The sequence below is a fragment of the Anaerorhabdus sp. genome, from assembly GCF_036657415.1.
Taxonomy (GTDB): domain Bacteria; phylum Bacillota_I; class Bacilli_A; order Erysipelotrichales; family Erysipelotrichaceae; genus Anaerorhabdus.
Map to the genome: position 1 here is coordinate 1 of NZ_JAVXGL010000022.1, position 21,992 is coordinate 21,992.

General features: G+C 32.0%; 22 protein-coding genes. 16 read left to right on the plus strand and 6 right to left on the minus strand.

Annotation, left to right across the window (positions count from 1 at the left end; translation table 11 throughout):
• The 7 genes from miaA to RSB60_RS04815 form a co-directional block, all read left to right on the plus strand.
• Window positions 1-920: tRNA (adenosine(37)-N6)-dimethylallyltransferase MiaA (gene miaA, locus RSB60_RS04785; RefSeq protein WP_332614855.1), on the plus strand; the 920-nt coding region annotated here is incomplete at its 5' end.
• Window positions 917-1,648: a tRNA threonylcarbamoyladenosine dehydratase gene (locus RSB60_RS04790; RefSeq protein ID WP_332614857.1), complete on the plus strand. Its 732-nt coding sequence runs from the start codon at window positions 917-919 to the stop codon at window positions 1,646-1,648. The genes miaA and RSB60_RS04790, both read left to right, overlap by 4 nt.
• Before the next feature lie 163 nt (window positions 1,649-1,811).
• Entirely contained in the window at window positions 1,812-3,149 is a 1,338-nt protein-coding gene (locus RSB60_RS04795; protein ID WP_332614859.1) for an RNA polymerase sigma factor, read from the plus strand.
• A gap of 505 nt (window positions 3,150-3,654) precedes the next feature.
• Complete coding sequence (locus RSB60_RS04800) at window positions 3,655-4,353, plus strand: hypothetical protein (RefSeq protein ID WP_332614861.1); 699 nt, start codon at window positions 3,655-3,657, stop codon at window positions 4,351-4,353.
• Between the two features lie 39 nt (window positions 4,354-4,392).
• Window positions 4,393-5,049 (plus strand): CpXC domain-containing protein, encoded by a 657-nt coding sequence (locus tag RSB60_RS04805; RefSeq protein ID WP_332490863.1) that lies wholly within the window; start codon window positions 4,393-4,395, stop codon window positions 5,047-5,049.
• Window positions 5,050-5,158: 109 nt separating this feature from the next.
• Entirely contained in the window at window positions 5,159-5,830 is a 672-nt protein-coding gene (locus tag RSB60_RS04810) for an RpiB/LacA/LacB family sugar-phosphate isomerase (protein WP_323381008.1), read from the plus strand.
• Window positions 5,830-6,891 carry an iron-containing alcohol dehydrogenase family protein gene (locus RSB60_RS04815; RefSeq protein ID WP_332614864.1) on the plus strand — a complete coding sequence of 354 codons (1,062 nt, stop codon included), beginning with the start codon at window positions 5,830-5,832 and terminating at the stop codon, window positions 6,889-6,891. Before RSB60_RS04810 ends, RSB60_RS04815 begins: the two co-directional genes overlap by 1 nt.
• A 220-nt stretch (window positions 6,892-7,111) precedes the next feature.
• Here RSB60_RS04815 and RSB60_RS04820 read toward each other — a convergent pair whose 3' ends face one another.
• The 6 genes from RSB60_RS04820 to RSB60_RS04845 all read right to left on the minus strand — a co-directional run bounded on the left by RSB60_RS04820 (window position 7,112) and on the right by RSB60_RS04845 (window position 12,022).
• A complete protein-coding gene (locus RSB60_RS04820; protein ID WP_332614866.1) occupies window positions 7,112-8,023 on the minus strand; it encodes an AEC family transporter in 912 nt (303 codons plus the stop codon).
• A 1-nt stretch (window position 8,024) separates the two neighbouring features.
• Window positions 8,025-8,219: a hypothetical protein gene (locus RSB60_RS04825; RefSeq protein ID WP_323382799.1), complete on the minus strand. Its 195-nt coding sequence runs from the start codon at window positions 8,217-8,219 to the stop codon at window positions 8,025-8,027.
• Window positions 8,216-9,094: an aldo/keto reductase gene (locus RSB60_RS04830; RefSeq protein ID WP_332614868.1), complete on the minus strand. Its 879-nt coding sequence runs from the start codon at window positions 9,092-9,094 to the stop codon at window positions 8,216-8,218. The genes RSB60_RS04825 and RSB60_RS04830 overlap by 4 nt, the downstream gene beginning before the upstream one ends.
• A gap of 3 nt (window positions 9,095-9,097) precedes the next feature.
• Window positions 9,098-9,706: an NERD domain-containing protein gene (locus RSB60_RS04835; RefSeq protein WP_323382801.1), complete on the minus strand. Its 609-nt coding sequence runs from the start codon at window positions 9,704-9,706 to the stop codon at window positions 9,098-9,100.
• Window positions 9,707-9,814: 108 nt separating this feature from the next.
• Window positions 9,815-10,966, minus strand: a complete 1,152-nt coding sequence (locus RSB60_RS04840) for an iron-containing alcohol dehydrogenase (RefSeq protein ID WP_332614870.1) — start codon at window positions 10,964-10,966, stop codon at window positions 9,815-9,817.
• Window positions 10,967-12,022 carry a transaldolase family protein gene (locus RSB60_RS04845; protein ID WP_332614872.1) on the minus strand — a complete coding sequence of 352 codons (1,056 nt, stop codon included), beginning with the start codon at window positions 12,020-12,022 and terminating at the stop codon, window positions 10,967-10,969.
• A gap of 68 nt (window positions 12,023-12,090) precedes the next feature.
• On the opposite strand from RSB60_RS04845, the gene RSB60_RS04850 reads away from it, so the two are divergent.
• The 9 genes from RSB60_RS04850 (at window position 12,091) to RSB60_RS04890 (ending at window position 21,988) form a co-directional block, all read left to right on the plus strand.
• Complete coding sequence (locus RSB60_RS04850) at window positions 12,091-12,843, plus strand: DeoR/GlpR family DNA-binding transcription regulator (RefSeq protein ID WP_332614874.1); 753 nt, start codon at window positions 12,091-12,093, stop codon at window positions 12,841-12,843.
• 215 nt (window positions 12,844-13,058) lie between these two features.
• Complete coding sequence (locus RSB60_RS04855) at window positions 13,059-15,032, plus strand: BglG family transcription antiterminator (protein WP_323382805.1); 1,974 nt, start codon at window positions 13,059-13,061, stop codon at window positions 15,030-15,032.
• A gap of 16 nt (window positions 15,033-15,048) precedes the next feature.
• Window positions 15,049-15,501, plus strand: a complete 453-nt coding sequence (locus RSB60_RS04860; protein WP_323382806.1) for a PTS sugar transporter subunit IIA — start codon at window positions 15,049-15,051, stop codon at window positions 15,499-15,501.
• A 115-nt stretch (window positions 15,502-15,616) separates the two neighbouring features.
• Window positions 15,617-15,931 carry a PTS fructose transporter subunit IIB gene (locus RSB60_RS04865; protein WP_078711742.1) on the plus strand — a complete coding sequence of 105 codons (315 nt, stop codon included), beginning with the start codon at window positions 15,617-15,619 and terminating at the stop codon, window positions 15,929-15,931.
• Window positions 15,932-15,952: 21 nt separating this feature from the next.
• Window positions 15,953-17,044, plus strand: coding sequence for a PTS fructose transporter subunit IIC (locus RSB60_RS04870; protein WP_332614877.1), 1,092 nt, complete (start codon window positions 15,953-15,955; stop codon window positions 17,042-17,044).
• A gap of 23 nt (window positions 17,045-17,067) precedes the next feature.
• A complete protein-coding gene (locus tag RSB60_RS04875; RefSeq protein ID WP_323382809.1) occupies window positions 17,068-17,952 on the plus strand; it encodes a class II fructose-bisphosphate aldolase in 885 nt (294 codons plus the stop codon).
• 271 nt (window positions 17,953-18,223) lie between these two features.
• The gene (locus tag RSB60_RS04880) at window positions 18,224-19,705 is read left to right on the plus strand and encodes a tagaturonate reductase (RefSeq protein ID WP_332614880.1); all 1,482 of its coding nucleotides are present in this window, start codon (window positions 18,224-18,226) and stop codon (window positions 19,703-19,705) included.
• Window positions 19,698-21,182, plus strand: coding sequence for a UxaA family hydrolase (locus RSB60_RS04885; RefSeq protein WP_332614882.1), 1,485 nt, complete (start codon window positions 19,698-19,700; stop codon window positions 21,180-21,182). Before RSB60_RS04880 ends, RSB60_RS04885 begins: the two co-directional genes overlap by 8 nt.
• A gap of 11 nt (window positions 21,183-21,193) precedes the next feature.
• Window positions 21,194-21,988, plus strand: a complete 795-nt coding sequence (locus RSB60_RS04890) for a gluconate 5-dehydrogenase (protein WP_332475988.1) — start codon at window positions 21,194-21,196, stop codon at window positions 21,986-21,988.
• The last annotated feature ends 4 nt before the right edge of the window (window positions 21,989-21,992 follow it).

Consider the following 21,992-nt stretch of genomic DNA (forward strand, 5'->3'; position numbering starts at 1 on the left):
CGATGAAAAAAGTAGTGGTATTAGTAGGACCAACAGCTGTAGGAAAAACTTCATTATCAATTGAACTTGCAAAAGAGTTAAATGCTGAAATAATTAGTGGCGATTCAATTCAAGTATTTAGAGATTTTTCTATTGGATCGGGTAAAGTTAAAAGAGAAGAGATGTTGGATATTCCACATCATTGTATCGATATATTAGCACCAAAAGATAAGTTTAGCGTTGCTGATTTTCAAAAGATAGCGCGCGAAAAAATTGATGAAATATCCGCAAGAAATCATTTGCCGATGATTGTAGGGGGAACAGGATTATATATCAAAGCTTGTATTTATGATTATGAATTCAGTACCCAAGAAGAAGCAGATGAAGAAATTATCAAAAAATTAGAAGCAATGAATAATGAAGAACTTGTGATGGAATTACAAAAAATAGATCCTGAACAAGCACAAGCAATTCATCCCAATAATCGTAAACGATTAATTCGTGCTCTATTAATTTATGAAATGACTGCAATCACTAAATCAGATCAAATAGCGAGCCAAGAACACAAGCCAATCTATGATGCCTTTATAATAGGATGCACAATGGACCGGGCGACACTTTATGAGAGAATTAACGAACGTGTAGATATGATGGTTGAAGAGGGCTTACTCGATGAGATTAAAGGGTTGTTAGCACAAGGTGTTAATTTTGATGATCATGCGATGCAAGGAATTGGCTATCGTGAATGGCGTGCCTATTTTGATAAAACAATGACTAAAGATGAAGTAATTGAAGAGATTAAAAAGCATTCTAGACAATTTGCAAAAAGACAATATACATGGTTTAATAATCAAATGCCAATACATTGGGTAGATATGCAAGAACCAGATTCAATAAAACAACTCAAAAAGATGTTGGAAACATGGAGGAGTGAACAATGAGTAATGCACTTGAACGTGTAGAACTTTTAGTTGGTAAAGAATCGATTGATAAATTAAGAAAGGCTACAGTTATTATCATTGGTGTAGGTGGTGTAGGTTCATATGCTGCCGAAGCACTGGCACGAAGTGGAGTAGGAAAACTTATTTTGATTGACCATGATGTTGTAGCTTTAAGCAATCTTAATCGCCAAATTCATGCGACTTATAGTCGTGTTGGATTTTCCAAAACTGAAAGTATGATGCAACGTATCTCAACATACAACGACGCATGTACAGTTATTTGTGTGGATAAATTCTTTAGTCTAGAGGTAGAAAGTTATTTTACAGAAGATATTGATTATGTAATCGATGCAATTGATACAGTAACATCTAAATTGGATTGTATTGAACTCTGTCATCGTAAAGGTATTCCATGTATTAGTTCTCTAGGAATGGCAAATCGATTTGATCCAAGTAAAGTTGCACAAACAACTTTAGATAAGACAACCTATGATCCACTTGCGAAAGCATGTAGAGATATGGCGAAGAAGCGAAACATTCGCTATAAAATACCAGTGGTATTTTCATCCGAAATACCATATAAACAGAATCAAGAATTAAATCCTGATGGAAAAACTCGCAAAGAAAGAATTCCGCCCGCAAGTATGGTATTTGTTCCGGCAGCTTCAGGATTATTATGTGCGAGCATTGTAACAAGAAGTATTATGTTTAACCCAAAAAATTTGTAATCTAGAGAAAATTTGTTATGATTACTGTATAAAGATGATATCTATCTTGAAAAAAACCTATTTTCATACCGACAAAAGCGATGAATAACAATCAGTAAAATGAGAGTTTGATGCCTTTGTGGTTTCAAACTTTTTTGTTTTTGAAGTGAATGGAGCGAATAAAATGTTTAATGAAAATTCTCATGAGGATCTTGGGAAATTATTAGTAAAAGCAAGTCAAGGCGATACAGAAGCTTTTGAGAAGCTTTATTCTGCCACGGCATCGGCACAATATTACTTGGCTTTAAAGCATACTAAGGATGAATCACTTGCAGCTGATGTTGTCCAAGAACTCTATATCAAGCTTTTTAAATACATGGATAAAATTGAGAATCCACGTCTTTTCGTTGCGTATTTAAATAGAATGAATTATACAATATCAATGGACCTTGTAAAAAAGTATAAACGGGAGATATCAACTGATTTTTCTGAATCGGAAAATGACTTTGTAGATCCTAGAAGTATACACCCAAAAGAAAATATTGATCAAAATCTTGTTTCTATGGCACTAAATGAACTAGACGATAGTCTTAGAGATGTAGTGGTAATGAGGTATATAAATAAGATGAAGATAGATGATATTGCAGAATACTTGAAAGTGTCTAAACGAACAGTTTCGAGAATGTTATCAAAAGGTATTGAACAATTACGTAAAGAATGCAAACGTTTAAAGAACTTTTCGTTTTCTCTTGGGTTCTTTTTGACACCAACTTCACCATGGATATTAAAATCAATCGCTGATAGTGCAATGCCAAAAGAATTGTATAGCGAAGTGTTTACGAATGCTTGTAGACATGTGTATGGATTATCTGGGGTAGTTGCAACACCACTTGCAGCAACGGCAAGTACTAGCTTTTTTAGAAGTGTTTTCAAACGTGAAGCAATTAATACGTTTACAATTGTTGGAGGCTCAACAGTTATTGTGGCAGGTGCTCTTGTAATAGGTTTAGCGGCACCAGAGTTTAACATTAAAACGCTTACTGAAGGTGAATATACAAATACATATATGGAATATTCAATTGAGGAATTATCCGCAATTCCAATAAAACAAGTAAGTATATATAATGAACAAGGCGATTTAATTATGTCTGAATCAATTGATAATGGACATAGTTTAAAAATTACAGAAAATGGAGTATACACAGTTGTAGCAACGGGAGTAAATAATCAAAAAGACAAACAAACCTTGGTGGTAACACAAATTGATACAATTTCACCTTCGATTGATGTGTTTGATTATGGTAAAGGTGGAAATACAAAAATAATTGTTAGTGACCAGGATTCAAAACTAAATTTTGATTCAATAGAAGTATATACATTAGATAATAAGCAAATTCCGTTTAAATTGACGGTTAATGATAGTACTGAAGGTGAAATTACCTTCAGTACAACAGTGAATACCGATATCGTTATAGAAGATAATGCCAGTAATAAAATAATTGGACATATAAAAATTGATTAAATTTTAAAAAATGTGTCTCATTTCTTTGATTTATTCAGTCATAGTAGTGTAGATGGTAATAATGTCTACTACCAAGCGTTATTCTAATTAACCTGTTTTATGTCTAATTAAACCTGAAACAAGACCAAACTGAAATTATGGGGAATGAGGAGTAGAATTGCTTATTCTGTGGATTCTACTTTTCATTTTTCTCGTTCATTAGGTATTGAAAAACAGGTTAATGCTTTTTGGAGCTATCTAATATACGATCAAACCCTCTCCCTTGACTCTGTATTGGGTAGCTCCATGAAGTGTATGCAAACACTAGAAATGCCATTTTATAAATGGTATTTTTATATACTTACATGAAACCTGGATTGATTTATAGTCTAAGGTGATTCAGGTATTAAGATGCAAGACTTGTGAATCATTTTTCTTGTTGGTATAATAGAAACCCAGATAAATTATTAAAGTTTCAATTTAAAAGTAAACTTGCTATAATATGTCCAAAGAAGGGAGGCATATCATGATTCTAGAAGAAAGTCATTTTAATGAAATATATCACAAATACCAGATATTTGAAGCAGACGCATTAACAGATAGTTGTAAAGAAATGATTGATGTTTCAATTGAAGACTGCTATATGCTGACCACAGCAATAGTAGATATAACAGGAAATATAAATTTTGAAGTTTTGGCTATAGGTCCTTCGGAAGAAGAGTGTACAAAAGGATTAAATATTCTTGAGTCATTAGCTAGTTTTACATCTTTTGAGTTAGAGAAAGTTGAGTTTGGTATTATCGTACAACCAACATTTGAGATGCAAATAAAAGGTGCTGAAATATTCCAAACTGAGGCATGTACAAGAGAACTTGCACAAGTTAGAAGAACTAAAGAATTAGATGAATTACGGGATATTCACTATCCTGATATATTAAATGTTCACTTCTTAAGTGATGGTAAGTTTTATCGTTATTTGGTTGAAGTAAGTGAATATAATTCACGATTTATTGAAGGAAGAATGTTGAAAGAACCTGATCGAGATATTGGTGTTCACGAACATGAAGTCGTTGAAATCATACCGATTCTTTTAAATAATCATCTACAACTTGTATCAGCATCAAGTAATGTACAGGTAAATGATGAAGCTTTTGAAAAACTAAAAGAATTTGTGAATGAAATTTTAGAAGATTATCCTGAAATTGAAAAAAGGAAGAAATCATAAAAATGGTAATTCATTACCATTTTTTCTTGGAGGAAGACAATGAGTACACAAACGAGTAGAATGTTTACATGCCCAAAATGTGAGAAAGATTATGAAGTTATAACTTGGGATAGTATTAATGTTCAGTTAGACCCAGATTTACGCGAGAAACTATTTCACAATGAAGTATTTAAATTTGAATGTCCACATTGTCATTCAGTATATCAAATCGTATATCCGTGTTTATATCACAATCCAGAAGAGAAATTTATTGTATGGTTAGTTGATGATAAAATTGAAAATGATTTGAAAATAAAACCTGAAGTGCCATTTAGTTTTGCGAATGGATATACATATCGATATTGCAAAAAGATAATGGAATTTGTAGAGAAAATAAGAATATTTGAAGATGGTTTGGATGACCGTATTATCGAAATGGCAAAGATGTTTTGTGAGAAACAAATTATTGACTCAAAACGTGCTACACAAGAAGAAATAGCGTATACAGTCTATAATATGAATAAAGATGAAACGGTTGAAATAGTTACAATGGTAAAAGATGAAGCAATCCGAATGCAACTGAACTATAAAGACTTTGAACAAATGTTTTTAAATGAAGAAGATGGTTATGATGTGAATGACCGTGAATTTGTACGTGTTAATCGTGACTGGATGTATGAAAGAGCACAAGAAGCATTCAAGAAGACAAATCAATAATTTATAAAGAACTTAAAATAATAAAAAAATTACCGCTTTATACACTGGAAGAATGTTTTTCTGGATAAGTTATAAGTGGTATTTTTTATATGAAAGTAGAGGAAAAATTATGAAAATAGCACTTATTAATGAATTTTCACAAGCTTCAAAGAATGGCATCGTTTTGGAACAATTGAAATCAGTAGTAGAACCAATGGGGCACACAGTATTCAATACAGGAATGCAATGTGTAAACAATCCTCAAGATTTACCTACAGATTATACAGAAGAAAATCCACGTTTAACATACTTGAACATTGGAGTACAAGCAGCATTATTACTTAATTCTAAAGCGGCAGACTTTGTGGTAACAGGTTGCGGAACAGGTCAAGGCGCTTTGATGGCATGTAATATGTTTCCTGGAGTAAATTGTGGGTATTGTATAGAACCAACAGATGCTTACTTGTTTTTACAAATCAATGATGGTAATGCATTATCAATTCCATATGCAAAAGGTTTTGGTTGGGGTGCAGAATTAAATATTAAGACAATCTTTGAAAAAGCATTTGGCTCACCAAAAGCACAAGGATATCCTCAAGACCGCAAAGAATCACAAAATAGAAATGTTAAAATTCTTGCGGAAGTTAAGCGTCAAGTTGGAAAACCAGTATTAGAAGCACTTCGTTCAATTGATCCAGAATTATTAAAAGGATCTCTAACACAAAAATTCCAAGAATGTTTCTTTGCTAATTGCCAAGATGAAGAATATTTAAACTTTGTTAAGGAAGTTTTAGCTAAATAATGAAAGAAGTTATTTTACCTTCTTATTCGATAGGCAAGGATAGCTTTGATGCAATTGGAAAAATTAGTAGATTATATGGAAATAAAATTGTATTAATTTATGGTGAAAAAGCATTTGAAGCTTGTCGAGACAAATTAAACAGTTATATTAGAAAATATGACTGTAAGATTGTAAAAAGTTATTTATATGGCAAAGATGCAACTTATGAAAATGTAGATAAAATTATTAATGATGGTGAAATCAATAATGCAAATATGATATTTGCGATTGGTGGAGGCAAATGTATTGATACATGTAAAGTTATAGGTGATAAATGTAATATCCCTGTAGTAACTGTTCCTACAATTGCATCAACTTGTGCCGCTATTACAAAGATATCAATTATGTATACGGAAGATCATGTTTTTAAGGATATTTACCATTGTAGAAAAGCTCCAAATTATTGCATGATTGATACCGAAGTCATTATGAATGCTCCATTACAATATCTATGGGCAGGAATAGGGGATACGGTTGCCAAGAATATAGAAACCTATTTTTCTTGTCGCAATGATGAAATAGAATATACAGATGAATTAGCACTTCAAGTTAGTAATCTATGCTATGATTCAATAGTAACTCACGGAACTAAAGGATATCATGATGCAGAGGCAAAAATATTGTCAAAAGAACTTGAGACAACAATTCAAAATATACTTGTATCAACGGGTATTGTTTCATTAATTATTAATGCAGATTATAATAGTGCGTTAGCTCATGCGTTATTTTATGGATTAACATGTAGAAAAGAAATTGAAGAAAAACATTTTCATGGTGAAGTAGTTTCTTATGGAGTATTAATTCAATTAATCGTAGATAAACAATTTGATAAACTAAACAAGACAATTGAGTTCTATAAGACGATTGGATTACCTATTTGCTTAAAGGATTTAGATATTAGTAAAGATGATCCATTAGAAGATGTTTTGGAATTAACAATTCAAAATAAAGAACTAAATCATATTCCATATCCAATCACAAAAGCAATGATACGGGATGCAATTGATTATTTAGAAGTATAAACTAAACCTCGAAAGAGGTTTTTTATCTTATAGGAAAGTTCTCCACAATGAATAGGAATCCAAAATGAAACTATTGAACCCATCTTTCGTCAACAACTACGCAGTAGCATAGAAGGTCACTGAGTTTAATAGATACAAACTCTACGAGAACGGAGTTTGGAAATATTATAAAGGATCTTTAAATGATTTGTGAATAATAAAAAAACTTCTTTCGAAGTTCTTAATTCCATAATGTCATTAATGTGGAAAGTATAATAATACTAATAGGCATCGATAATGAATTAATGGCTGCATAGACAGATGTCTTACAATTTAATTTAGCTGAGAATGCAGGCATGATACTAGAAATAGGTGAGAATATAGATAGTATTAATATTTGTTTTCCAATAAGTGGTGCAGGAAAGAAATAATAGATGAGAAGAGCACAAATGATTAATATGCTATATCGAATAACACCATGGAGGATGACATCATTAAAATCTTCCTTGTCAATTTTTAGTTCAACCATAAGTCCGAGCATAATCATAATAATGACAATATTAGCACTTCCAATAATGTCGGCCACTTGATAAACTCCTTGTGGAAAATGAACATCAAGCATCGTTAATGAAATCATAATTACATATGTTACAAAAGGAACTGATGAAAAAATTCGTTTGAAGAAATCTTTGAATTGAAATTTCGACGATGTATCAAGTCGTGAAGCAGCACAAGCGTAGGTTAAGCCAGTGCACATGATCGCATTTCCTACATCAAACATACTTGCATAGAAGATTGAGGTAGCAGGATAGATTCCATTAAAGAAAGGAAGTACAAAACCACCAATATTGAAGCTGGAACTATTTAGCATAAAAAGTGCTTGTGTGTTTCTTGAACGTTTTCTAGTAAAAAAGTAACCTGCTGAAATCAAGATGATGTTCATAACGAGTCCTAATAAGATACAATAAATCCAATCGACGGAAATATAAAAACTTTCAAAGATTGATATAAGTACACAAGGTAATGTTAAGTTAATACTAATGGTTGAAAGCGTATGGAAATCTTTACTTTGTAATACTTTTGTTTTCTTTAAACAATATCCTCCAATAATAAGGAGTAAATAAGCGAGTGATTTAGTAAATATTTCACTCATACTAAATGTTGAATGCAGCTAGTAAAGCTGCAGCTCCTAGTAATGCGTAACCAAGCCAGGCAATAACTCTTTCTTTTTGATTGTAAGCTAATTGGCATTTATCTTTACAAGTGTTTATTCTTTTTGTGTATGTTGCTCTAGAATACATAACGATGATAAGTCCGATGACTAATAGTACAAATTTGATATAAGTCATTTGGATACCTCATTCATTTTGTCTATAGTTTCTTGCCATTCATAATTTCGATCAGGATGGAATGTGTAGCAATCTAATGTATTACATGAATCCATGAGTGCTATTTCTTCATTATCCAAAGTAAAATCAAATACTTCTTGATTGGTTATCATACGAGATTTATTACTCGTTTTAGGAAGCGGGACTATATTTTTTTGAAGACAATAACGAATTGAAATTTGGCCAACATCTTTGTTATGTTTTTTACCAATTGTTTCAAGTAGCTGGTTGCCATTCGATGCACCTCTCATCAAAGGTCCCCAACTTTCAACAAGGATATTTTTGCTTTGGCAATATTCAATAATTTCTCGCTGTTGATATTTCATGTGGAATTCTAATTGATTTACCATAGGGATAATTTTAGTATTGTTAAGTAAATTATCTAGATGGTGAATTAAAAAATTACTAACTCCAATAGCACGTACTTTTTTATCGGTGTATAGTTTTTCCATAGCTTGCCAGGTTTGTATATCCAATTCTTTCCAATCACTATGATGATTGACTGCAATTGGCCAATGAATCAATAATAAGTCAACGTAAGTTGTATCTAGTTTTTGTAGTGACTCTTCAAAGGAATCAAGCGTTGATTGATAACCTTGGTTTATATTCGCAATTTTGGTAGTGATAAAAAACTCGCTTCTAGGAATACCACTTTCCTTCATTGCGCGACCAATGAGTTCTTCGTTGTTATAGCCTTGTGCGGTATCAATATGCCGGTATCCAGCATGGATAGCATCTACAATAATCTGATAGCCTTCTTCGCTATTAGGTGTTCTATATGTGCCATACCCGATACATGGTATCTCTACACCATTGTAAAGTTTAAATGTATTCATTTTTTATCTCCCTATACATTTTTCAAATTCGGTAACAATATTTTCGTTTGTGATACATTCAGTATCTTTTTTTATGCAATGAATGAAATCTTTAAATAAACATACATCATAATTACTTTTGACTTTACTAACATCAGTATCATTTGAAAACAAAATGGAAATCTGAATTGGTGTATTACTTTTAATAAGATCCTCAATATATTTTTTATGAGATTCACAAGCTTTTGTGGGATTCAAGAAGCGAGTTGTGGTTGTTGTTTTTTCGTTCTTCCAATAAGTATCATTCGTTGATCCTGTAATTGTTCCATGAATAGTATTAACACAAAAGATATGAATACCGTATTTGCTAAATATAGTGACAAATTGATATTGAATTTTCTTATCTTCGTTTAGATAACTATTGAATAAAATTCGATGTACACCAAGTTCTTGTTTTATCCAAGAACTTTGACTCAAATTCTTTTTATATTTAAATTTAATATAGAACTCTAAAAAGTTGGAATATAAGTCTTCATAAAAAGTATTATTATAAATCTTGTACACAGCTATTGATTTATAAAGGAAAATTAAAAATAGTACAACACAGAATCCTGTAAAAAGCATCCAATCCATCGCTATCACCTCAAACATAGTATATAGGAAATATAAAGATAGGAAGATGTAAGCGTGTCAAATTAAAACGGTAATTATTCGATTATAAAAGCCCTGTATTAAACAGAGCTACTTAATTAATTTAAGATAAATTGACTTTATATCGTCAATGGTTATATCACAAAGAGAATTGGATGGACTGCCACTATCATAGGCATCTGTAGACATCTTATCAATAGACATGATGAAGCGTTCTTTATCTGTAATAATATCTTTTAGACTTGGAATGCAAAGCATTTGAAGAAGATTCTCTAATGCGTGAAAGAAGTTAGTACATGCAACTTCGTCATTTGTTGAAGTTGTACAATTAATTTCCCGAGCAATTGTTGCGAATCTATCTTGGGCAGCAACTTTGACATGTTCAAGACAAGCATACATCAATACTGCATTACTTAATCCATGAGGAATATGAAAGTTAGCACCGATTGGTCTAGACATACCATGAATCAATGTTACGGAAGCATTATTGAATGCACAACCAGCTTCAAAGGCTGCAAGAGACATTTGTTCTCGAGCATCGATATTTGTTGGTGTGTTAAAACATTCAGGTAAACTAATAAATATTTTTTTGATTGCATCCAATGCATATAAGGATGATAAAGGTTGTGCTTTCTTTGATGTATAAGCTTCAATTGCATGGCAAAGAGCATCAATACCTGTGGCTGCAGTTACTTTTTCAGGAGTTGATAATGTAAACAATGGGTCAACAATCGCAACATCAGGTAATACTTTAGGACCTTTTAATAACATTTTAATATCTCTTTGTGTGTCAGTTATTATTGTAAATTGAGTCGTCTCAGAACCTGTTCCGGCAGTTGTCGGAATAGCAATCATGAAAGGACGATTTTGATCGAATATTGTACTTGTATACTCGGATAATAATTTCTTTGATGAGGTAATCATAGCAATAGCTTTCATTGCGTCAATAGGTGAACCTCCACCTAAACCGATTAAGAAGTCACACAAATTCGATTTATAAACGGTAGCTCCTTCATTAATACAAGTATCGGTAGGTTCAAAATTTACTTTGTCAAAAATGGTGAATTCAACATTCTTCTCTTTTAAAATAGCTGTGACTGTGTCAATGTAACCGAATTTAATCATTGACTCATCGGTAACAATCATTGCATGACTTCCAGGAAATTGTAAATTATTAAAACAATCAACTAAAGCATTTTTTCCGACATAAATTTTGGCGGGCATTAAGAATTGATTACTCATTTATATCACCATGTATTTACGGATGAGCTTGCATAAATCATCATAACCATTCAAGAATTGGTTCATTGTATCTAAGAATGCTCCATAATGTTCAAATTCTGCTGGCAATAATCCCTCTGGTAAATAAGCTTTATTAAATTCCTCCAGTTGTTGAAGTTTTTGCAAGTATTCATCACATACAGGGTTGTCTATAGTTGATGATATTGTATAGAAAGATGTGTTGTATTTAAGTTGCCAATCGTATGGAATAGTCAAAACAATCTTGCCTCCAATGAATTGATTCCAATGATAAGGATTGCGATATGCTGCAACAAGTAATGTTGTACGATATGCCTTTTCTTGATAAATGCGATAAGCGTTTTTCACAACAGCTACTCCAGCCCATTCAAGAATTTCTGGTTCAATAAGAAGACCTTTCTCCTTACAGTCTTTCTTTAAGTAATCATCAACACGACCTGCCATAATGGTACAAACAGGATTCATTTTATCGATAGGTAATCCTTCTTTAATACGACGATTTAAACCACGTTCAACAGCTTCAGCAACAGCGATTGCTTGTGATACAGTAAATGAAACAGTTGCATTAATACTTATACCGCGATAGGTCATTTCTTCAAAAGCTTCAACACCTGCTTTTGATGTGGGAGCTTTTATTTGACTATTTTCAACAGTACTTGCAAGTTCAATAGCGTGATGAACCATTAAATCTTTATTTCTATAAAACTTAGCATTTGTTTGAAATGAAATACGTCCTTGCTTTCCTTGTGTTTGATTAAAGATAGGGTATAATTCTTTACTAGCTGTTTTACCTAATAACTTAATCATATCCCATGCAATTTCATCTTCTGTAGCTTGAGGATTTTCATTGATTATTGATTTTATTTGATTTTCCCATTGAGGTAATTCTTTTTTTAATACATTAAGAACAATGACAGGGTTAGTAGTAGCTCCTACGCCACCGTTTTCAATACAATATTTTAATTCTTGAACAGAGCAAGAATCATTCCATATTTCAGTCATAGGATATTGTTTCGTTGTTTCAAGTAATTTATTCATATTTTTCTCTTTTCTAAAATAATTAAATATTTATGGTTAAAATTGTTATAATGATAGAGGTGATACTTATGAAAATTAATCGTTTACAAAAATTGGAAGACTATATTAAACTTATTGGCACTGTCAGCAATGATGAATTGTGCAAAGAATTCAATATCTCACTTCAAACATTAAGAAGAGATTTAAAAATTCTAGAAGATAATGATAAGATTGATAAAGTCTATGGTGGTGTTATTTATAAAGATAAATCACTTTTAAATAGTGTTCAGACTATCGAAAGAAGAGAACAATCAAATTTAAAAGAGAAGAAATATATTGCACAAATTGCTGCAAGACTTGTAGAAAATAATAGTGTTATTTTTATTGATTCTGGAACAACAGCATGTCAAATCATTCCGTATTTAACACATCATACAAATGTTACAATAATCACGCATAGTTTGTTAGTTGTGAATATGGTTGCGAAATTACCTAATCTAAAATGCATATGTCTGGGCGGATTATTGAAGGCAGATACGCTTAGCTTTGCCATCGATATAACAGACAATAGTTATCTTTGTGATAGTGCATTTATCGCAACTGTAGGTTTATCGAATGAAGGATTAACAAATACAGACATCGAAGAAGGAAAAATCAAGGAACATATGATTCAACGTTCTGAGAAAGTATATGTTTTAGCAGATCATTCAAAACTACTAAACAAAGGATTTTATCATTTTGCAGATCTTGAGAATATTGCGGGAATTGTCATAGATCAAAAACCAAATGATAAATTTATAAATCAATGTAATAAATTAGGCGTTCATCTCTACTATGAGTAAGAGCGCTTTTTTTATTACTTATTTTTAATCTACTATAAAAAGTCAGATTGTCAATAGATAAATGATAATGTTTTGTATATGTTGATAATATTTTGAATATATGAAAAGATAGGAATTTCCAATAAATTAAAAATTACCGTTTATAATTTACAATTAATTTGCGATACTCAAGTTTGTAGGATGGTATTCTACACTTGAAAGGAAGCGATAGACCTATGAATGATAAAAAATCAATGTATTACACACAAGTGATTTTGAAAAGTTTAATCGAATCATCAGATATGGTGACAACGGAACAACTAGCTGAAGAAGTAGGCTTATCAGAGAAAACAATTCGGACGAAGATTGAAAGTATAAATAATATCCTTATGGAAAATAATCTAGGTATAATTTGTAAAAAAAGACGAATCGGAATCTGGCTAGATGCAACTGATGAGCAAAAGCTTCAAATACAACGGCTACTCATTAATCAAAATTCATTTGAACATTTACATAGTGACCAATCAAGAATGTTTACAGCGTTGAAATATATACTTTCATTCTCAAAAAATAATCGATTAACCACGAACAAATTATCAGAAGAGATGTTTTTAAGTATACCAACAACACTAAAAATTATTAATGATTGTAAAGACTGGTTAAATTTATTCGACATTCAACTAAAAATCATTCGGAATAAAGGATTTGAACTTAAATGTAATGAATCTCAATATCGAATTGCTTTGAAACATTTTCTGTTGAAGTTAATATCTGATGAATCAATTGATGAACGTCTTAAATATTTCATGCCTGGACTTGATTTGGAAAAGGTGAAGAAATGTATTCTCGTCACTGAAAAAGAGTGGGGTATTGAATTTGCAGAGGAATCATTTAATGAAATCTATGCGTTCTTGTGTATGAGTATTACGCGACCAAATGTGAATGAGAAGTTTCATGTGGAAATACCAATCAATGAGCTACGGATGTTACAAGCATATAACGAATATAGTTTTGCAGAAGCGATACTCAAGAAAGCAGAAATTGAGTTCAACTCAAAGATTAATGCATACGAAATAGGATTTCTTTCTATTCCAATACTTTGTTCAAAAATGATTGATCCAGGATACAATGTTGCAGCTGAAGATATCATACGTAGGTATGATGAGACACTCCAAGATTTTGTAAGGAAAATTATTAAAGTAGTATCAGAAGTGTTGAATCGCGACTTAACTCATGATGATGTTTTATTTCATGGATTACTCATGCATATCAAACCAGCAATTTTTAGATTGCGTTATGAAAGAAGTCAAACGAATACGCTTAAAGGATATATCAAGAATGAATTTAAACATGCGTTTCGAGTATCATGGTTAATCTCAGTTTTATTTGAAGAACATTTTGACTTAAGGGTAACAGAAGATGAATTGAGCTACATTACACTGTATATACAATCAGCATTGGAGAGAAATGAAAAACCTGTAGAAATTGTATTAGTTACACGAACTTCAATGGGTGTTAACCAAATGTTGTGCGATAAAATTAAACGTGCCTTCGTTCAAATTGCAAATATAAAAGTTGTTAGTGTGCACGATTTTAAAATCGAAAATTATAGAAATACAGATCTTATAATTACAACACAATTAATTTTGAATAAAGATAATCGTGTCGTAGAAATTGATGAATTATTATCTGATAATTCAATAAAGAAAATCAAATATGCAATTGATAATTTAAAGAGAGATCAAAATTTAATCGTTGGAAAGTTTGATTTAATTTGTCACTCGCTTTTTGATCCAGAGTTAATTTATACACACTTGGATATCAATGATAAATCAAAGCTCTTGAAATTCTTATGTGATAACTTAGTAAAAAAGGGGTTTGTTACAAAGAAATATTATCAAACAGTTATGGATCGTGAATATGCAACACCAACATCAATTGGAAATATGGTTGCGATACCTCATGGTGATCAAAACGAAATCAATGAAGCAAAGATTGTGATTGTAACATTAAAGGAACCAATCATGTGGGATACAGAACAAGTAGATGTTATCTTCTTGCTTGTTGTAAAAATGACAAATGAATATGAAATTAAAAGAACACAATTATTTTACAAGCAATACATAAATTTGGTGAATACAGATAAAGAAGTAAATGTATTAAGAAGCTTTGACTCACCGGTAGAATTTTATAAATTTTTAGTCAAATAAATAGAGGAGAAAATATATGGCACTTAAAGAAATACTTAATGAAAATATTATTGATTTAGATTTGAAGGGTACAACAAAAGATGAAATTCTTAGAGAGTTAAGCGAAAAATTATTGGCAGAAAAATACATTTCAGATATTGATCAATTTATTAAAGATATCTATGTACGTGAAGCAGAAGGGGTTACAGGAATGGGGAATCATATCGCAATTCCTCATGGTAAAAGTGATGCAGTTAATAAAATTGGTATCGCAATTGGTAGAACAAAACATGAAGTTGAATGGGAAAGTTATGATGAGGAACCAGTAAATTTATTCTTCTTGTTCTGTGTGAGTAATGATAATGATTTTGCTAAAAATCATATGATGTTATTAGCTGAATTAGCGGGTAAGTTAGGAAATGATGCAAGAGTTGAAAAACTACAATCAGTTTCATCAAAAGATGAATTGATAAATCTACTTTGCGATTAATTGATTAAAAATTACCGCTTTATAATTCCCGAAGTTATTAGAGTCAAGTAAATGAATCATGTTAATTTATTATCAAGCTTAGCTAACAAAAACAAAAGAAAGTTGAGGTGAAAGAATGAAAATAGTAGGTATTACAGCATGTACAGCGGGGATAGCACATACGTATATTGTTGCTGAAAAAATTCAAAATGCAGCGGTTGAGGCGGGACACCAATGCAAAATTGAAACACAAGGAACAATTGGAGCACAAAACAAATTGACTCCAGAAGAAATTAGTCAAGCAGATGTTGTTATCGTTGCACATGATATTGCTGTTGGAGGCATGGAGCGTTTTGAAGGAAAGCCAGTCGTGGATATTCCTATTCATGTTGCCATGAAAAATCCAAAAAGTTTAATTGCGACAATTGAAAAAAAATTAGAAAACAAATAAAAAGAAAAGGGGTAAGTTATTATGAAAAAATTGAATCTTAAAAAACATATGATGACTGGTATCTCTTATATGATCCCAATGGTAGTTGTTGGGGGAATACTAGGAGCTATCGCAAAAGCATATAACTATGATATCGGTAACATGGGACCTGAAGCTGGCGCAACAATCTTCTCAGCTTTGAATCTTTTAAATCCAGATCATTTCTTCTGGGCAATTAACTGGTTATCATCACAAGCAATGGGGTTTGCAGTTGCAGTTATGACTGCAGGGGTTGCATACTCAATTGCTGAACGTCCAGGTATTGTTCCAGGTTTCATTATTGGTTTCGCAGCAAATACAGGTAAAGCTGGTTTCTTAGGTGGACTTGTTATGGCATTCGTTATTGGTTACTTCATTAACTGGATGAAAACATGGAAACTTCCTAAGTGGATGGTTGGCTTAATGCCAGTTATGATTATTCCAGTAATCGCAACATTAGTTTGTGGTGTTATCTATTTCGTTGTAATTAATACACCATTCTCAATTGCAATGACTGCATTACAACAATGGATTATGAGTTTAAATGGTGGTTCTAAATTTATTATCGGTGCAGTAATTGGAGCAGGTATGGGATTTGACATGGGTGGTCCAGTTAATAAAACAGCGTCAATGGCAGCTAATGCTTTAGGTGCTGATGGAATCTATGGACCAATGTCAGCTAAGATTATTGGTGGTATGACTCCTCCAGTAGGTGTATTTATTTCAACATTAATCACTCCTAAAAAATTCTCTAATGTAGAAAAAGAAACTGCTAAAACAGCATTCCCTATGGGATTATGCTTCATTACTGAAGGTGTTCTTCCATTCGCAGCAGCTGATCCAGCTCGTTTCATTCCAGCATCTATGCTTGGTTCTGCATTAGCAGGTGGTATCGCAGTAGCAATGGGTGTTGAATCAATGGCAGGTCATGGTGGAGTATTCGTATTCCCAATGATGACAAATCCTTTATGGGCAGTCGTTGCATTAGTGGTTGGTTCAGTAGCAACAGGTGTTGTTTACTCATTAATTAAAAAACCTTCAATTGAAGGCGCTGAAATTGAAGAAGAAATTATAGACTTAGATATCAATATCTAATCGTTATAGAAAGAGGAATAAATATGTATGTATCAATGACAGACATCTTACAAGATGCTCATAAAAACAATTATGCTGTAATGGCGGTAAATAGTATTAACATGGAAATGGCTCGTGCAGTAATTACTGCTGCTGAAGAAATGCGTTCTCCAATTATCGTAAATATTGGTATGGGACAAATGAGAAAGCATGCACATGCTAATGTTATGGTTCCATTAATTAAAAAACTTGCTGAGGAAGCAAGAGTACCAGTGGCTCTTAATCATGACCATGGTCAAGATTTAGATTTCATTATTGACTGCATACAAAATGGTTTCTCAAGTGTTATGATTGACGCATCTTCACTTCCGTATGAAGAAAACGTTAAAAGAACATCAACAATCGTTAAGTTAGCTCATCCACATAATATTTGTGTAGAAGCAGAACTTGGACATGTTGGTCAAGCAGCAGAAGGTGACAATGACAAAGGTGATTTATATACAGATCCTCAACAAGCTAAGAAATTTGTAGAAGAAACTGGCGTCGATGCATTAGCGGTTGCTGTAGGAACAGCACACGGTAACTATCCAAAAGGATTTGTACCAACATTAGATTTTGAAAGATTAACTTTACTAAAGAAAACATTAGATATGCCATTAGTATTACATGGTGGATCAGGGTCTGGTGAAGAAAATATTCGTAAAGCAGTTGCTTGCGGAATTAATAAAATAAATGTTTGTACAGATGCATTCAATGTTGCTCAAGAAGCAATGCTTAAAAAAGTTGAAGAAAATCCTAAAACAGACTACTTAGAATTATGTATCACTGCTGAAAAAGCAATGAAAGAGTTTGTTAAAGATTATATCAAAGTTATTGGTTCAGATAATAGATACTTCTTTGGTGAAACTAAAGTAGTAGGACACGAATAATTAACTAAATGCACTTCATTAATTGATTATCTAATTAATGAGTGCATTTTTATATGTTTGAAGGATTAAGATTTATGATGAATAATTATAAAAAAGAAAAAAATATGCAGTATTAAGTGAGAATAGAACAGTAGAAATTTAAGCAAAGGAAAATAGTTGAAATAAACAGATGGATAATTAATAAACATAAAATTACCGGTTTTAAACGACTTAGGAAGATAGGCATAATTCGTAGTAAACTTCTATAATTTCATCATAGGAGGATTTACTTGTGGAATTGTTGAATAAAAATTATACACATGCAAAAAAGAGACCCATCAAAATAGTACAGTTTGGAGAAGGAAATTTTCTGCGTGCATTTGTTGATTATATGTTTGATATTGCAAATGAAGAAAACATGTTTGATGGTTCAATCGCAATTGTCAAACCAATATCTTATGGGAAACTAGATTTATTTGAAAAACAAGAATGCCAATATTCTGTTTTGTTAAGAGGGTTAGTTGATAAAGAAGAATATATAGAAAAGAGAATGATTACATCAATTGACTCAATTTATGATTGCACAGTTGATTACACAAGTTATCTTTCACTTGCCAGAATTGAAACAGTAAAATATATTGTCTCAAATACAACTGAAGCTGGAATTAAATGTGATGAAAATGATAAGTTTGAAGATAAACCTGCAAAAAGTTATCCTGCCAAATTAACTCAATTCTTATACGAACGTGCTGAAACATTTAACTACGATTATACAAAAGGATTAGTGATGTTGCCTGTAGAGTTAATTGATAATAATGGTGATGAACTTAAAAAATGTGTTTATGAGACGATTGATAAGTGGAAACTAAAACCTGAATTTAAGAGATGGGTAAAAGAATCCTGCATCTTTGCCAATACTTTAGTAGATAGAATTGTTACAGGTTATCCAAAAAATGAAAGTGAAGCAATTTGGCAACAAGAAGGTGTACAGGATGAATTGATGGTAGCCGCAGAACCTTTTGCGTTATGGGTCATTGAAAGTGATAAACCGATTAATGAAGAATTTCCATTAGATAAAGCTTTAGAAAATAAAAAAGGAATGAGTGTTATTTTTACAGATAATCACAAACCATATAAACAAAGAAAAGTAAGAATATTAAATGGTGCACATACATCATTCTCACTCGCTAGTTATTTATCGGGGAATGATACAGTACTCGATTCAATGAATGATCCAATTATTTTTGGATTTATGAATAAGACAATCAATGAAGAAATAATTCCTACATTAGATTTGCCAAGAGAAGATTTACTAGACTTTGCAAATCAAGTAGAAGGAAGATTTAAAAATCCGTTTATTCGTCACGAGTTATTATCGATTTCTTTGAACTCGGTATCAAAATGGAAAGCAAGATGTTACCCAAGTGTAAAACAATATATTGAAAAGAATCACGAAATTCCAAAACGATTAAGTTTTTCATTGGCAGCACTCATTTGCTTCTATCATGGCATAAGAAAAGAAACGGGATATTTAGTAGGAATAAGAAATGAAAACGAATATAAAATCCAAGATGATCAAGATATTCTTGATTTCTTCTATGAGAATAAAGATACAGAAAGTCTGGAGTTGGTTAAGCGTTTTGTCAACAAGACAAACTTATTTAATGATGTTGAGTTGAAAGATGAAAGTATCAATCAAATTAGTAAATATGTTACGGATATTGAGTTGAAAGGTATAACCGAATGTATCAAAGAGGATAAACTTCATGAATAAAAAATTCATTAAAATAAATGCCAGTGATAATGTGATAGTAATAGTAGATAATGTAAAAAAAGATGAAGTGATTGAGGTAGATTCGCAATCCATTCAGATTTTACAAGACACAACACTAGGACATAAAATTGCTTGTAAAAATATAAATGAAAAAGAAAATATTATTAAGTATGGAGAAAATATTGGGGTAGCTACTACAGCAATTAAAACAGGAGAATGGGTTCACACACATAATTGTAAAACGGTTTTGAATGAACATGAGGAGTACTTCTATAATCCACTTCTAACTATGATTGGTAATGAAGAAAATAAAACATTTAATGGTTATTTAAGAAGCAGTGGAAAAGTTGGAGTAAGAAATGAAATTTGGATACTTCCAACAGTAGGTTGTGTGAATGGAATAGTGAAGGAATTAGAACGTAAAGCGCAAAGTTTACTTACTGATAATATCGATGCGATTGTTGCCTATAATCATCCGTATGGTTGTTCACAAGTAGGCGATGATCAAGACAATACAAGGAAGATACTTGCAGATATTGCATCGCATCCAAATGCAGCATATGTATTACTTGTTGGCTTAGGATGTGAAAATAGTGGAATAGCAGAAGTACTAAAATTTGTTGATGAAAAAGATAAAAATAAAATTAGAACAATGATCTGTCAAAATATTGAGGATGAAATCGAAACGGGATTATGTATTCTAAAAGAATGTGTTAAGGAAGCTAAACAAATTCAAAGAACTGAACAACCATTATCAAAATTAATTGTAGGGTTAAAATGTGGAGGCTCTGATGGATTATCGGGTATAACCGCAAATCCAACAGTTGGAATATTTTCTGATTTGTTAGTCAAACAAGGTGGATCAACAATTCTGACAGAAGTTCCTGAAATGTTTGGTGCAGAACGAAGTCTTATGAATCGTTGTAAAGATGAAGAAATATTTAAAAAATTAGTCAAATTAATCAATGAATTCAAAGATTATTTTGTAAAAAATAATTCACCGGTGTATGAAAATCCATCACCCGGCAATAAAGCGGGTGGAATAACAACACTTGAAGATAAATCACTTGGATGTACGCAAAAATCAGGAACAGCAACTGTCGTGGATGTATTGTGGTATGGCGATAAAATAAAACAATGTGGATTAAATTTATTGGAATCACCAGGTAATGACTTAGTCGCATCAACTGCACTAGCAGCAGCAGGAGCACAAATTATTTTATTTACAACAGGAAGAGGAACACCCTTTGCGTGTCCTGTACCAACAATTAAGATTTCAAGTAATACCCCACTTAGTAAAAAGAAAAATAACTGGATTGATTTTGATGCAGGTATCTCATTGAATGATAAAACACTAAGTGAGTGTGGTAATGATTTATTTAAAAAGGTAATCAGTGTCGCTAACGGTGAAAAAATAAAATCAGAAGCTGATGGTTATCGTGATATAGCTATATTCAAAAAAGGTGTAACCCTTTAGGAGGAGAGAAAATGAATAAGTTTAGTTTAGAAGGTAAAGTAGCATTAGTAACAGGTGCATCAAGCGGTATTGGGTTTGCATTAGCAAAAGGATTAGGTGAAGCGGGTGCAAAAGTTGTGTTTAATGATATTAATCAAGAGAACGTTGATAAAGGAATAGCAGAGTATAAAAAGAATGGCATTGAAGCAAAAGGTTATGTGTGTGATGTAACAAACGAAGAAAAAGTGTTTGAAATGATTCACTCAATTGAAGAAGAATTTGGTAAAGTAGATATTCTAGTTAATAACGCTGGAATTATCAAGCGGGTACCAATGCATGAAATGGCAAGTGAAGATTTTAGAAAAGTAATTGATGTCGATTTAACAGCACCATTCATTGTTTCTAAAGCAGTACTTCCAGGAATGATGGAACGTCGTAGTGGGAAAATCATTAATATTTGTTCAATGATGTCAGAACTTGGTAGAGAAACTGTGAGTGCCTATGCTGCTGCAAAAGGTGGATTAAAAATGTTAACACGTAACATTGCATCAGAATATGGTGAATATAATATCCAATGTAATGGAATAGGACCAGGATATATCGCAACACCGATGACAAATCCTCTAAGAGAAAAACAAGCAGATGGAAGTCGTCATCCATTTGATCAATTCATTCTATCAAAGACTCCAGCAGAACGTTGGGGAGAAGCAGAGGATCTAGTAGGCCCAACAGTATTCTTAGCCTCTGAAGCATCTGACTTTGTGAATGGTCATGTATTGTATGTAGATGGCGGTATTCTAGCGTATTTAGGAAAACAACCAAAGTAGGTAA